Below are 13,891 nucleotides of genomic sequence, written 5' to 3'. Positions count from 1 at the left end.
GAGCGGAGTACAACCGAATGGACGGACGTGCGATCGACGGATCGATCTGGCAGGCACCCGGTGTCGGGGCGGAAAATTTCGCCAGGACCGTCGTCGGTTGGTCGATCACCATCAATGTGATCATGTCGATGGGGACCTTCCACGCCGCGTTGCTTCCGACCGAATTGACCCTTGTGCAGCAGGCCGTCGCCCTGCTGATGTGGGGCGTCCTGATCTACGCAAGCCTGTTCATCCGTCCGTGCCTGCGGCTGGCCCTCAATCTCGACACGCTCGTGATCGTCGCGTTCTATGCGTTCGCCACTATCTCCGTGTTGTGGACCAACCTCGGCGTGGCGGCCCTGATGAAGGCCGCAGCGCTCGCGATCACGACGCTTGGCGCGTTCTGCATGATCACCCGCGTCGATATCGACGACATCGTGACATCGGCCACCCGCGGCCTGTTCGTGCTGATCGCGGCCTCTGTGCTTTGTGCGGTGGTCCTCCCGGACATCGGGATCGATCAGACCTGGATGCACAACGGGCAGTGGCAGGGTGTCTTCGAGTCGAAGCAAACCCTCGGCTTCGCCGGCGCCTATCTCATGTTCTTCGCCTGTTATCGAAAGATAACGGGACAAGGATGGCTGCCGTTCCTCGTGACGTTCGTGCTGGCCTCCACCTGCGTCATGCTCTCGGAGTCGCGCGGCGCCGGCGCCCTGTCGCTGGTTGCCTGCGCGCTGCTGATCACCTCCCTGTGGTCGGTCCGGTGCATGCAGGTCTACGCGATCCTGCCATGTGTCATGTGCGTCGCGGCAGCGCTATTGATCCTGTATTTCTACACGACCGGCTACGACTCGATCCATGTCTTCGACACGACGATCGACTTCACCGAGCGAACCTTCATCTGGCAGTACGCCATCAGCCATTTCGATGACGCGCCGCTGTTCGGATTCGGCATCAACGGATTCTGGACCAATCCGGCGATCTACGACTATTTCAACCAGAACCACGGCTGGGTCCTCGACAATTATCACAACGGCTATATCGCCATTCTCGTCGAGACCGGATTCTTCGGCTATTTCCTGTTCACGGCGAGCGTCTTCCTGTTTTCCTACAAGGTGCTCTGCCTGATCGCAGGGCGGGCGATCGACCGTCTGCACTGCGCGTTGATCATCGGGTTCGTCTTCCTCAACTGCCAGACCAATTTCACCGAGACGGTCTTCCTTCGCTCGACGATGTTCACGTCGGTGCTGCTGATCGCCTTCTTCCTCGCCATTTGCCGGCCGGTGCCGTCGTCGCGCGTAGAGCCGCGCGAGTTGGAGCAGCCATGACCGCGTTCCGATTGCTTCTGCAAGGAGCCTTCGTCATGCTGGTGGCGGCGGCACTTGCTGTCTCGCTGATCGCACCGGCGAAGGCCGCGGGGCAGGGGGCATCGCCGGACGCCGCGGTGTTGGGGCGCGGCATCAATATTCTCGGCTATGACGGCATCTGGGAAGGCTACCAGAACGCGCCGTTCCGACTGGAAAACTTCGCCGCGATTCGCAGGGCCGGCTTTTCCCATGTCCGGATCAATTTCTTCGGCTTCAGGCATATGGATTCCGGCAACATCCTCGATGATGCCGTCCTGCGGCGCCTCGATGCCGTGATCGAGCAGGTGCTGGCGAATAGGCTCGTTCCGATCCTCGATGAGCACGACACCGATCTCTGCCAACGCGACGTGGCCGAATGCGGCGTGAAGCTCAGGGCATTCTGGCGGCAGATCGCATCGCGCTATGCGGGGAAATACCCGGCGCTGGTGTTCGAGATCCTGAACGAGCCCGGCGGCAACATGACCTCGGCCGAATGGAATGCGCTGCTCCACGATTGTCTTGCCATCATCCGGGATACCAACCCGAAGCGCAATGTCGTGGTCGCGATCCTGAACACCGAGGAGCTGCCGATCGATCAGCTGGTGCTACCGGCCGGCGACCGAAACCTGATCGTCACTTTCCACTATTACCTGCCGCTGCAATTCACCCATCAGGGCGCGCCGTGGTCGCCGACCTTCTCGAAGATCGGTCCGTTGCGCTGGGGCTCTGCGGAAGACGAAGCCAGGGCCTCGGCCGATTTCGACAAGATCCGGTCCTGGTCCGAGAAGGAGAAACGCCCGATCTATCTGGGCGAGTTCGGTGTCTATGAACGCGCGCCCGCGGAGAGCCGCGCGACGTATCTGTCGTTCATGGCGAGAAGCGCGGAACGCAATGGCTGGGCGTGGGCTTACTGGCAGTTCGACCACGATTTTGCGGCATTCGACGGCGCCCGGCAACGCTGGAAGGCGGACATCCTCCGCGCGATCATCCCTCCGGTCCGCTAAGCCGTTCGATTGGACGCAGCGTCCGATTCAGGATCGGCCGGCGGCCTTGACGACGCGATTGTCCCGCGCGGTGAGCACGCCACCCTTGTAGACGGAACGCCCGGACGGCCGCGCGACCACGGCCTCCTGGATATGCACGGCGTTCAGGGTCACGAAATCGGCCTTGGCCCCCGCATGCAGGCCGTAGTCCTCGAGCCTGAGCGCCTTGGCGCCGGCCGTAGTGATCATGTCGAACGCGATCGCGAGCTCCTCATCGGTGTAGAAACCCGAGCGGTATCCGATCATCATGGCACGGCCCAGCATGTCGCCGTCGCCAAAGGGCCACCAGGAGTCGCGGATGTTGTCGTTGCCGCTGAACACGGTGACGCCGGCTTTCCGCAACGGCGCGACGGGCGGGAACGGCCGGCTGCCCGGCGCATTCGTCATGATCGCCACGCCCGAGCGCGCCAGACTGTCGGCGGTCTTCTTCAGCGCATCGGCGGGAATGTCGCCGAGCCCGTAAGCGTGGCTGACGGTGACGCGGCCCTCCATGCCGAGCGCACGCGTGCGCGCCGCGATCTGCTCGACCTCGAAGGCGCCAAGCATGCCGCCGTCATGAAGATGGATATCGACATCGACGCCGTGCTTTTGCGCTACGCCGAACACGACGTCGAGATGGCCCTCGACATCCCGGTCGAAGCTTGCCGGATCCAGCCCGCCGACGGCATTGGCGCCGAGCTTGATGGCCTCGTCGAGCAGTTGCGGCGTGCCGGGGCTGGTGAGGATGCCGTTCTGGGGAAACGCCACGAGCTGGATATCGATCAAATCCCTGTATTCCTCGCGAACCCCGAGGATGGTCTCCAGCGACTTCAGCCCCACCGAACCGTCGACCATGACGTGACTGCGCATCTGCGTCGTGCCGTGCCCGATGCAGAGGTCGAGCTGGTTCCGTGCGCGCACGTCCATCGGCGCGGCCGCGGCAAGGTTCTCGGCCTGAAACGCCACCCGCTCATGGACGTCGAATCCGTCGGTGCAGGGACGGTGCGGCCGCCAGGTATCGCCGTAAAAACTGGTGTCGAGATGGATGTGGCCTTCGACGAAGCCGGGCACGACCAGCGCATTGCCGAGATCGACGATCTCGATTCCGTTCGGCCGTTCGCCTTTCGCCTCAATCGCAACGATGCGGCCGCCACGGACCAGCAGATCGCGGCTGGTGCCGTCACCGAGCCTGGCATTGATGAAGAGTTTGTCGGCTGGCATCGGATCTGTTCCTCTTGTCGCTTGTGTCACATGCAGATCGCGCGGTTCTCCATGCCTTGCCTAACATGGTCGGAGGAATAATACTCCGCTCGCACAAGCAGACAAGGAACCTAGAGCGTTGCCGGAGATTGCGAGCAGGGAACAGTTCGATGTCAAGCGCGCAGCCTTTGCCGCGACCATCGGCAACATGCTGGAGTTCTACGACTTCATCACCTACAGCTTCTTTGCGACCGAGATCGGGCGCACCTTCTTCCCCGCGCACAGCGAATACGGCAGCCTCATGCTGTCGCTTGCGACCTTCGGCGCCGGTTTCCTGACGCGGCCGATCGGCGGCGTCGTGCTCGGCATCTTCTCCGACCGGGTCGGCCGGCGGCCGGCGATGCTGCTGAGTTTCGCGCTGATGGGCGGCGCGATCCTGACCATTGCGCTGACGCCATCCTATGCCGCCATCGGCATTGTGGCGCCGATCATCGTGATCCTGGCGCGGATGGTGCAAGGATTTGCGCTCGGCGGCGAGGTCGGGCCGACCACGGCCTATCTGATCGAGATCGCTGCACCGAGGAACCGCGGCCTCGTGGTCGCCTGGCAGCCTGCCAGCCAGGAGATCGCGGCGACGGTGGGCGCGCTTGTCGGTGTCATCCTGAGCAGCGCGATGGCGCCCGATATGCTGCAGGCCCATGGATGGCGCATCGCGTTCCTGCTCGGGGCCGTTTGTCTGCCGTTCGGCATCTGGATGCGCCGCACGCTGCCGGAAACGGTCTCGCATGGGGAGCACGTCGCCGGGCAGGTCGAACGCGCGAGCCATGTGGCGCTGGCGCGCCGGCATCTTCGCGTCATCGTGCTGGCGGTGATGATCCTGGCCAGCGGCACGATCTCGACCTATGTGACGCAATACATGACGACCTACGCCAAGAACACGCTGCATGTGTCGCCGTCGCTGGCGTTCACGGTCTCGCTGGTCAGCAACGGACTGCAGATCATCGGCGCGGTGCTGGGCGGCTGGCTTGCCGACCGGCTCGGACGCAAGCCGATCATGATCTGGCCGCAGCTGGTCGTGCTGGTGCTGACCTATCCGGCCTTCCTGTGGATCGTCCAGGACCCCGGTGCGTGGTCGCTTCTGTTCGGCTTCGGTATCCTGTCGTTCATTGGATCGCTGCCGTTCACGGCGTTCTATGCCGCCTTCACCGAAGCGCTGCCGCAGAACATTCGCGGCGGCGTGTTCGCCACGATCTACGCGGTCGCCATCGCGACGTTCGGCGGCACCGCGCAACTTGTGGTCACGTGGCTGCTGCACGTGTCAGGGGATCCGCTGGCGCCGTCCTGGTACCTCTTGCTCGCGGCGGCGGTCGGCATTGTGGCGATGAGCCTGATGCCCGAGACCGCCCCGGTGAAGACTGGCGAGAAGTAGCGCCCGCGCTCAATCCATGTCGCGAAAGGCGTGGCCGTTGGCCTCGATTTCCTTCACGAGCTGCGGCGGCAGATTGGCCTGCGCCGAGGTGCCGTCGAACACCCAGTCTTTGGCATCGGCAAGATCGGGAAGACCCGCGCCCTTGCGGACATAAAGACCGACCGATGTCTTCTTCGGGTTGATGTAGAGATCGTAGTCCATTGCGCGCCTCCTCTCCGTTGCAGTTCGACGGAAGCTCCGGCCACGGCCGGAGACTTCCCGGATGAGTCAACGCCGGTAAGACTAGGCGGGTTTCTTCGCCTCCGGCGCAAGCACCACTGACGCCTCGCTCGTCAGCATCAGGAAGGTGATGGTCTCCTGGAAATACAGCTGAACCGATTTCGCCGAGTGGCTGAGATAGCCGATCGAAAGGTCCTGGCCGATCGAGAGCTGGAAATCGCCGCCGCGGGTGGTCAGCAGCACGCCGCCCTCGATCGCCGGCGCCCAGATGATCTTGCCGTCGATCAGGCGCTGGATGTGCTGCAGCACCGGATAGCCGTCGTCGGTCGCGCCGCCGATCGCGGTATAGGGCTCGGTGCCGAGCAGCAGCGTATAGGGACCGTTGACGCCGGCAAGCCGCAGCTGGCTGACCGCCTGCGCGACCACGGCAGGATAGTTCTTGACGCTCGACGGCAGCGTCAGCACCGGGTTGCTGGTGCCCTGACGGATGCCCCGAATGCCGGCGGCCGCGTAGCCGTCGAACACCGCGCGATCCTCGGCGAAGGCAATCTTGCGCGCGGCATCCTTGAGCGGACCCCAGTCGGAATCATTGGCGCCGCGCTCGACATCGTCGATCGCCTGGCGCGAGAGCTCGAACGGCACGCGCAGCTCGACCAGCGCCTGGACGTCGCGTTGCGTCGCCTCGACCCCGTCGCCCGGCGCCGCAATCTTCTTGAGATGACCGGTGCCGACCGCGGAGTAATCCGTTCCCTTCGGACCGTCGACGTCGACGACACGGCGCGCCGCCAGATGGCGCTTCAACGTGCGCGAGGCCTCCTCTTCGATCTGGGCCCATGCCGCGTCCGAGATAGGGGCGAGTCCCCGATGAAGATTATTCATGTCCAGCCTCTCCTTTCAGCGAGCCGATCCCGAGCGAGCCGTCGGACGGCGGTATTCCTGGTGCAGGTGTGTCGTCGGCCCCGGCGTCATCCAGAGACGGCTCGGCGGGCGAAGGTGCCGGCGCCTCGCTCGCGACGTCCTCCAGGAAGGTCGCCGACGGGACGAAGAACAGCATGCCGGTCACGGCGCGGCTGAAGTCGAGCAAACGGTCGTAATTGCCCGGCGGCTTGCCGACGAACATGTTCTCAAGCATCTGCTCGATCCGGCGCGGGGACTTGGCATAGCCGATGAAATAAGTCCCGAACTCGCCCTTGCTGATATTGCCGAACGGCATGTTGTCGCGGACGATATCGAGCTCCTCGCCGTTCTCGACGATCGTGGTCAGCGCGTTGTGCGCGTAGCTCGGCTTCACCGCATCGTCGAGCTCGATGTCGGACAGTTTGGTTCGGCCGATGATCTTTTCCTGCATCTCGACCGGCAGCTCGTTCCACTTCTTCAGGTCGTGCAGGTATTTTTGCACGATCACATAGCTGCCGCCGGCAAACGCCGCGTCCTCGTCGCCGATGATGGTGGCGTCGGTGGCCGCCTGGTCCTCCGGATTCTCCGTGCCGTCGACGAAGCCGAGCAGGTCGCGCTCGTCGAAATATTTGAAGCCGTGCACCTCGTCGGAGGTCGCAACCGCATCGCCGAGCCGCGTCATGATCTGGGTCGCGAGCTCGAAGCACAGGTCCATCGGCACGGCGCGGATGTGAAACAGCAGGTCGCCCGGCGTTGCGACGGCGTGGTGGACGCCATTGATCTCGCGGAACGGATGCAGACCTTTCGGCTTCGGCGCACCGAACAGCCGGTCCCATGCGTCGGAGCCGATGCCCATGACGCATGACAGCCGGCCCTCGAGATCGCGGAAGCCCACCGCGCGCAGCAGCGCGCCGAGGTCGGCGCACAGCGACCGCACCACCGCATCATACTCCGGATTGGGCTTGAGCGTGACCGCAAGGAAGATGGCCGCGCGCGTCAGCTTCGCAGCGACCGGTTGCGGAACGGCTGATGGCACGCATGTCTCCTTGACTAAAACGGCACTTCCACGAGGACAAAAGGCAGGCGCTGGACGCCGGATCGGCGTCCAGACAGGGGCAGAGGAGCATGCCGGTGGAGCCTTTACAAGGGCTCGAATGGCTCACGTGCTTGCAGAGGTGCCTGCCTCAATCGACGGGCTTGCCGGACTTCTCTTCCTCGAGCGTCACCGCAATCGCGGCGTTGGCCGAGAGCCGAACCTTGGAGCCTTCGACACCCGCCACGAAGCCGAGCTCGATGAAGTGGTGATGGCCCTTGTGGAAGCCGTCGCTGTCGCTTTTCTTCAGCTTGATGCGGTTGCCCTCGACGTGATCGACGGTGCCGACATGGACGCCATCGGCGCCGATGACCTCCATGTTGTCCTTGATCTTGTGCTGCGTCATGGCGCTCTCCCTGGTTGCAGGTCAGCTTGTATAGTCGGCTTGCATATGATGCCGGCAGACGACGCGGCGATGACAGCGCGCGTCGTGGGCAATCCGGTGTGTCTTACACCGGTTCGAATTCGTCCGCGGCCGCATTCTCCGGCTTCTTGCCGTTGAAGGTGAGGCCGGCCTTGGTGGCCGAGAGTTTGACCTGCGAGCCGTCGCGCACGTCGCCGGAAAGGATCATCTCCGCCAGCGGATCCTGCACGCTGCGCTGGATCACCCGCTTCAGCGGGCGGGCGCCGTAAGCCGGGTCCCAGCCTTTCTCGGCCAGCCAGTCGCGCGCCTTCGGATCGAGCTCCAGCTCGATCTTGCGATCCTCCAGCAGCCGGCGCAGCCGCGAGAACTGGATCTCGACGATGCGGCCCATGTCGCTCTTCTGCAGCCGGTGGAATAGAATGATCTCGTCGATCCGGTTGAGGAATTCCGGGCGGAAGTGCGCCCGTACCATGTTCATCACCTGCTCGCGCACCGCGCTCGTGCTCTGGCCTTCCGGCTGGTTGACCAGGTATTCGGCGCCGATGTTCGAGGTCATGATGATCAGCGTGTTGCGGAAATCGACGGTGCGGCCCTGGCCGTCGGTCAGGCGGCCGTCGTCGAGCACCTGCAGCAGCACGTTGAAGACGTCGGGATGCGCCTTCTCGATCTCGTCGAACAGCACCACCTGATAAGGCCGCCGCCGCACCGCTTCGGTCAGGGCGCCGCCCTCGTCATAGCCGACATAGCCGGGCGGGGCGCCGATCAGCCGCGAGACCGAGTGCTTCTCCATGTATTCGGACATGTCGAGGCGGATCATCGCCGTCTCGTCATCGAACAGATATTCGGCAAGCGCTTTCGCTAGCTCGGTCTTGCCGACGCCGGTTGGACCCAAGAACATGAACGAGCCGATCGGCCGGTTCGGGTCCTGCAGGCCGGCGCGGGCGCGACGGACCGCGGTCGACACCGCGCGGACCGCCTCGGCCTGGCCGACGACGCGCTTGCCCAGCATCTCCTCCATGCGCAGCAGCTTGTCCTTCTCGCCCTCCAGCATCTTGTCGACCGGCACGCCGGTCCAGCGCGAGACCACCTGCGCGATATTGTCGGCGGTCACGGTTTCGCTGGCGGACGACGTCTCGCTGGCCTCGACCGCCGCAAGCTTCTTCTCGAGCTCGGGAATGCGGCCATAGGCCAGCTCACCCGCCTTCTGGAATTCACCCTTGCGCTGCGCATTGGCGAGCTCGGTACGCAACTGCTCGAGCTCGCCCTTCATCTTCTGCGCATCGGAGAGCTTGCTCTTTTCCGACCGCCATTTCGATGTCATGTCCGCCGACTTCTTTTCCAGGTCGACAAGATCCTTCTCGAGCGTCTGCAGGCGGCTCTTGGAGCCGAGATCGGTCTCCTTCTTCAGCGCTTCCTGCTCGATCTTGAGCCGGATGATCTCGCGGTCGAGCGAATCGAGTTCTTCCGGCTTGGAATCGACCTGCATCTTCAGCCGCGCCGCCGCCTCGTCCATCAGGTCGATCGCCTTGTCGGGGAGGAAGCGGTCGGTGATGTAGCGGTTCGACAGCGTGGCGGCGGCGACCAGCGCCGAATCCGCGATGCGCACGCCGTGATGCTGCTCGTATTTGTCCTTGAGGCCGCGCAGGATCGAGATGGTGTCCTCGACCGTCGGCTCGGAGACGAACACCGGCTGGAAACGCCGCGCCAGCGCCGCGTCCTTCTCGACATGCTTGCGGTATTCGTCGAGCGTGGTGGCGCCGATGCAGTGCAGCTCGCCGCGGGCGAGCGCGGGCTTCAACAGGTTGGATGCGTCCATCGCGCCGTCGCCCTTGCCGGCGCCGATCAGCGTGTGCATCTCGTCGATGAACAGGATGATGCCGCCCTCGGCTGAGGTCACTTCCTGCAGCACCGCCTTGAGCCGCTCCTCGAACTCGCCGCGATATTTTGCGCCGGCGATCAGCGCGCCGAGATCGAGCGCGAGCAGCGCCTTGTCCTGCAGGCTTTCCGGCACGTCGCCATTGACGATGCGCAGCGCGAGGCCCTCGACGATCGCGGTCTTGCCGACGCCAGGCTCGCCGATCAGCACGGGATTGTTCTTGGTCCGCCGCGACAGCACCTGGATGGTGCGGCGGATCTCCTCGTCGCGGCCGATCACCGGATCGAGCTTGCCGTCGCGCGCGGCCTGGGTGAGGTCGCGGGCGTATTTCTTCAGTGCGTCATAGGCGTTCTCGGCCGACGCGCTGTCGGCGGTGCGGCCCTTGCGCAGCGCGTTGATGGCCGCATTCAGGTTCTGCGGATTGACGCCGCCCTTGGCGAGCAGCTTGCCGGCCTCGCTGTCCTTGTCGGCTGCGAGCGCCTGCAGCAGGCGTTCGACCGAGACAAAGCTGTCGCCGGCCTTGTCGGCGGCCTGTTCGGCCGCCGCGAAGGCGCGCGCGGTCTCCGGCGCCAGGTAAATCTGTCCCGAGCCGGCGCCGCTCACCTTCGGTACCTTCGCCAGCGCGTCTTCGGTCGCCTTGAGGATCGCGCGCGAGTTGCCGCCGGCGCGGTCGATCAGGCCGGCCGCGAGGCCCTCATTGTCGTCGAGCAGCACCTTCAGGATGTGAAGCGTCGAGAATTGCTGATGCCCCTCGCGCATCGCGAGCGATTGCGCCGACTGAATGAAGCCGCGAACGCGATCAGTATATTTCTCTATGTTCATCGTGGCACCTCAAGGCAACGCAGGCTCGTCGAGATCAAGTCAGCCACGCAGTCCCGCCGGCGACAGATGGCGGAACGATGACATCCATCATGCAACAGCCCCGTGCGATTGCGCCGGCGGAAAAACCGCGGGCCGAAGGCCGCCGCATCTCGCATCGTGTGGTCCTTTCAGGGGAGTGTCAATCGCGGAGCGCACTCGCCGGACGCTGCAGTTAAGCCGTTGCGAGGGCTGATGTTCGTCTTTGGCACTCATCCGGCGGCACTGCTACGGCCGTGCCAGCAAGCCGGGTGTACGCATCGCGCTGATTGCGGTTCGATGGTTCGCTGTGCTCGCGATGCGAGCGCTGGATGAGCATGGATCGCTGTGATCGCACAAAGGCCCAAGTCAAGTTCGGGACACGCTGTCGGAATCGATCACGTCGTGTTTCGCGTAGCGCGCTCGATGATGCAGAGAAGCAGCGCGCGATGTTCCATTGAATCGCGCAACGTTGCATCACGGCGCACTCTGAACCGACCATGAATAGCCGCGTGAGCGCGTTTCCGTTTGCGTCGATGCGTTTCAGGCTGGTGTAAGGTCAAGGCGCTAGCGATGAAGTGTGTCGGTGCATTGCCGATGCACGGAACTTTTGTTCCGTCTCACGTCGAACGTGCTCATCGAAGAGGCTCCCAATGACAACTCGTCTCCTTTCGACCGTGTCGTGTGCAGCGCTTGCCACGGCGCTGTTCTATGCGACGGCGGTGCCCGCAATCGCGCAGGATGCGGCATGCGCGCCGGTCTCTGCCGTCGAGACCGCGCCGCCGCCGTTGCCGACCTACGATCAGCCGCCGGTGCCTGGTCCCGGCTACATGTGGTCGCCGGGCAATTGGTCGTGGGACGAGGATCGCGGCGATTACTACTGGGTGCCCGGCACCTGGGTGCAGCCGCCGCGGGTCGGACTGCTGTGGACGCCCGGCTACTGGGGCGCGTTCGGCGGCGGCTTCATTTTCCATCAGGGCTATTGGGGTGATCGCGTCGGCTTCTACGGCGGCGTCAATTACGGCTTCGGCTACGGCGGTTCAGGGTATGAAGGCGGCCGCTGGGATCACGGCAACTTCTTTTACAATCGCACCGTGAACAATCTGCAGGGCGCGCGGATCACCAACGTCTACGAGAAGAACGTCACGATCAATCAGACCACCGTCAACAACGTCAGCTACAATGGCGGCCGCGGCGGCATCGAGGTGCGGCCGACGCCGGCCGATCGCGCGATCGCCAAGGAGCAGCACTTCGCGGCAACGCCGTTGCAACGCAAGCAGGTCGAGACCGCAAGCCAGGATCCGAGCATGTTCAAGCGGACCAACAATGGCGTGCCCGCCGTCGCCGCAACGGCGCGTCCCGGCGAATTGAAGGGACCGGGCGTGGTTCGCGCGCGCGCGGCCGGCGAGGCGGTGCCTGCCAACGCCGCGCGGCCGGCGGCGGGGGAGCCGGGGCATCCGGGAGCTGCAGCCGCGCCCGCAACAGCACCGACTGCTTCCCACGCGCTCCCGGTCCCGGGGAAGGAGCTTCCGGCGGCGCATCCGGCCGAGGCGAACAAGCCCGCGGCCGAGGAGAAGCGCGCGGCAACTGCTCCCGAGACGAAGGCTGAGCCGCATCCTGCTGCACCGGCGCCTGCCGGATCCCACGCGCTTCCGGTTCCCGAGAAGGGCGTTGCGGCGCATCCGCCCGCCGAAGTGAATAGGCCTGCGGTCGAAGAGAAGCGCGCAGCGCCTGCCGCCGAGCCGAAGCTTGAGCCGCATCCTGCGGAAGCGGCGCGGCCTGCCGTGCAGGAGAAGCGGCCCGAAGAGGTGCGCAAGGAAGAGCCGCGTCCCGAGCCTGCCGCGAAGCCCGTCGCGCGGCCTGAACCAGCGAAGCCCGAAGCACGACCGGAGCCTGCGGCAAGGCCGGAAGCGCGCCCGGAGACGATGGCGCGCCCCGAGCCGCATCCGCAGGCAGCCCATCCTCAGCCGGCCGCACGGCCGGAGCCGCACGCCGCTCCGCATGCTGCGCCCGCGGCAGGTCATCCCGCGGAGGAGAAGCGGCAGGAGCAACACTAAGGCACGTCCGCGCTCCGCTGGCTCGTTCCGGCGGAGCGCGGTATTGTCCCGCCTGTGCGCAAGCGATCATCACTGGAGGTTGGTCATGGCACAGAGTCACGGTGGCGATGGACAGCTCGACGATGGCAAGCCGCGTTTGAGCGAGGACGATATGCAGCGCGCCCTGCTCGGTCCGCGGGGCGTGCCGGGCAAGGCGGATACCGCCAAGATGACGCCGCAGCAGCAAAAGAACATGCCGAACTATCTGGACCCCGGACATACATCCTAGGTCGTCACGTGACGTGAGCGCATGTTGCGTCGGCCGCTTCCGGGCGGCGCGCCTGCGCACTTGCAAATCGCCTGCTTTTGCGCCCTCATGATTGCAGGTGCACTCACGGTGTTGCGGAGCAGGTTGTGAGAAATCCGTACGAGATTCTTGGCGTTGCCCCGACGGCGTCTGCGGCCGATGTCCAGAAGGCCTATCGAAAGCTGGCGAAGAAGCTGCACCCGGATCTCAATCCGGGTGACAAGGCGGCCGAAGACAAATTCAAGGAAGTCGCTGCTGCGAACGATCTGCTCTCGGATGCCGAGAAGCGCAAGCGCTTCGACGCCGGCGAGATCGATGCTGATGGCGCCGAGCGGCCGCAGCATCGCTACTACCGGGATTTCGCCACCGCCGATGCGGGGCATCCCTATGCCGACAGTTCCGGCTATGCCGATTACATGGACCAGGACGATGCATTCGCCGAGCTGCTCCGGCGCAGCGAGCAGGCGCGCGCCAACCGGCGCGGCCGTGATTTGCATTACGCTCTCGCGATCGACTTCGCGGAATCGATCACCGGCGCGAGCAAGCGGCTGACGCTTCCCGACGGCGGTACGCTCGACGTGACGATTCCGCCAGGGCTCGTCGATGGCCAGATCATTCGTCTGCGCGGCAAGGGCATGCCCGGCAGCGGCAAGGGCGGTCCCGGCGATGCGCTGATCGAGGTGGAGGTTCGCCCCGACCCGCGCTTCACCCGCGAGGGTGACGACATTACGCTGGAACTGCCGATCTCGCTGTCCGAGGCGGTGCTCGGCGGAAAAGTCCGCGTTCCGACGCCGACCGGCGCCGTGACCATGACGGTTCCGAAGGGATCGAACACCGGCACGACCATGCGGTTGCGCGGCAAGGGCGCGCCCCGCGTTGGCGGCGGTCATGGCGATGAGCTCGTCAAGCTCAAGGTGGTCCTGCCCAAGGGACCCGATCCCGAGCTCGAGGCGTTTGTGTCGAACTGGGATCGAAAGGCATTCGATCCGCGCGAGGATGGTGCATCATGAACAAGCAGCAATTCCTCATCGATGCGGGTCTGGAGGTGCAGACCCTGGAGTTCTGGATCGAGCAGCAATGGCTCGTGCCGGACGAGACCGCCAGCGAGGTCAGCTTCTCCGACACCGACGTGGCGCGAGCGCATCTGATCCAGGACCTGAAGGGCGACTTCGGCGTCAACGACGAGGGCATCGACGTCATCCTCCATCTGGTCGATCAGCTGCACGGCCTGCGCCGCGCGTTCGAGCAATTGCACAAGGATATGGCGTCACCACCGCGCTAGGCGC

The 13,891-nt window shown here is 64.7% G+C and carries 13 protein-coding genes; 7 read left to right on the top strand and 6 right to left on the bottom strand.

Features of this window, described 5'->3' with window-relative positions; translation table 11 throughout:
- The first annotated feature begins 17 nt into the window (after positions 1 to 17).
- Entirely contained in the window at positions 18 to 1,307 is a 1,290-nt protein-coding gene (locus ACVWYP_RS37270) for an O-antigen ligase family protein (RefSeq protein ID WP_304496828.1), read from the top strand.
- Positions 1,304 to 2,329, top strand: a complete 1,026-nt coding sequence (locus ACVWYP_RS37265; protein ID WP_439711117.1) for a cellulase family glycosylhydrolase — start codon at positions 1,304 to 1,306, stop codon at positions 2,327 to 2,329. Before ACVWYP_RS37270 ends, ACVWYP_RS37265 begins: the two co-directional genes overlap by 4 nt.
- A 27-nt stretch (positions 2,330 to 2,356) precedes the next feature.
- Here the strand turns inward: ACVWYP_RS37265 and ACVWYP_RS37260 are convergent, their stop codons facing one another.
- The gene (locus ACVWYP_RS37260) at positions 2,357 to 3,568 is read right to left on the bottom strand and encodes an amidohydrolase family protein (protein WP_304496826.1); all 1,212 of its coding nucleotides are present in this window, start codon (positions 3,566 to 3,568) and stop codon (positions 2,357 to 2,359) included.
- A 118-nt stretch (positions 3,569 to 3,686) separates the two neighbouring features.
- Here ACVWYP_RS37260 and ACVWYP_RS37255 point away from each other — a divergent pair, with 118 nt between their 5' ends.
- Complete coding sequence (locus ACVWYP_RS37255; protein WP_453945888.1) at positions 3,687 to 4,976, top strand: MFS transporter; 1,290 nt, start codon at positions 3,687 to 3,689, stop codon at positions 4,974 to 4,976.
- Between the two features lie 9 nt (positions 4,977 to 4,985).
- Here ACVWYP_RS37255 and ACVWYP_RS37250 read toward each other — a convergent pair whose 3' ends face one another.
- From ACVWYP_RS37250 to clpB, 5 genes are all read right to left on the bottom strand, one after another.
- A complete protein-coding gene (locus tag ACVWYP_RS37250; protein ID WP_028334885.1) occupies positions 4,986 to 5,177 on the bottom strand; it encodes a hypothetical protein in 192 nt (63 codons plus the stop codon).
- Positions 5,178 to 5,258: 81 nt separating this feature from the next.
- Positions 5,259 to 6,074 carry a family 1 encapsulin nanocompartment shell protein gene (locus tag ACVWYP_RS37245; RefSeq protein ID WP_304496825.1) on the bottom strand — a complete coding sequence of 272 codons (816 nt, stop codon included), beginning with the start codon at positions 6,072 to 6,074 and terminating at the stop codon, positions 5,259 to 5,261.
- Entirely contained in the window at positions 6,067 to 7,128 is a 1,062-nt protein-coding gene (locus ACVWYP_RS37240; RefSeq protein WP_456684278.1) for a Dyp-type peroxidase, read from the bottom strand. Before ACVWYP_RS37240 ends, ACVWYP_RS37245 begins: the two co-directional genes overlap by 8 nt.
- Before the next feature lie 148 nt (positions 7,129 to 7,276).
- Complete coding sequence (locus ACVWYP_RS37235) at positions 7,277 to 7,531, bottom strand: DUF2171 domain-containing protein (RefSeq protein ID WP_028334888.1); 255 nt, start codon at positions 7,529 to 7,531, stop codon at positions 7,277 to 7,279.
- Between the two features lie 103 nt (positions 7,532 to 7,634).
- A complete protein-coding gene (clpB, locus tag ACVWYP_RS37230; RefSeq protein WP_304496823.1) occupies positions 7,635 to 10,247 on the bottom strand; it encodes an ATP-dependent chaperone ClpB in 2,613 nt (870 codons plus the stop codon).
- Positions 10,248 to 10,915: 668 nt separating this feature from the next.
- Between clpB and ACVWYP_RS37225 the strand changes: the two genes are divergently transcribed.
- The 4 genes from ACVWYP_RS37225 to ACVWYP_RS37210 all read left to right on the top strand — a co-directional run bounded on the left by ACVWYP_RS37225 (position 10,916) and on the right by ACVWYP_RS37210 (position 13,887).
- Entirely contained in the window at positions 10,916 to 12,319 is a 1,404-nt protein-coding gene (locus tag ACVWYP_RS37225; protein WP_304496822.1) for a hypothetical protein, read from the top strand.
- A gap of 85 nt (positions 12,320 to 12,404) precedes the next feature.
- Complete coding sequence (locus ACVWYP_RS37220) at positions 12,405 to 12,587, top strand: hypothetical protein (protein ID WP_028343296.1); 183 nt, start codon at positions 12,405 to 12,407, stop codon at positions 12,585 to 12,587.
- 125 nt (positions 12,588 to 12,712) lie between these two features.
- Positions 12,713 to 13,615, top strand: a complete 903-nt coding sequence (locus ACVWYP_RS37215; protein WP_304496821.1) for a J domain-containing protein — start codon at positions 12,713 to 12,715, stop codon at positions 13,613 to 13,615.
- On the top strand, positions 13,612 to 13,887 hold the full coding sequence (locus ACVWYP_RS37210) for a chaperone modulator CbpM (protein WP_304496820.1): 276 nt from the start codon (positions 13,612 to 13,614) through the stop codon (positions 13,885 to 13,887). Before ACVWYP_RS37215 ends, ACVWYP_RS37210 begins: the two co-directional genes overlap by 4 nt.
- Positions 13,888 to 13,891 lie beyond the last annotated feature (4 nt).

Source organism: Bradyrhizobium sp. USDA 3262 (assembly GCF_054060035.1).
This window is presented reverse-complemented; position numbering and strand designations above follow the sequence as displayed.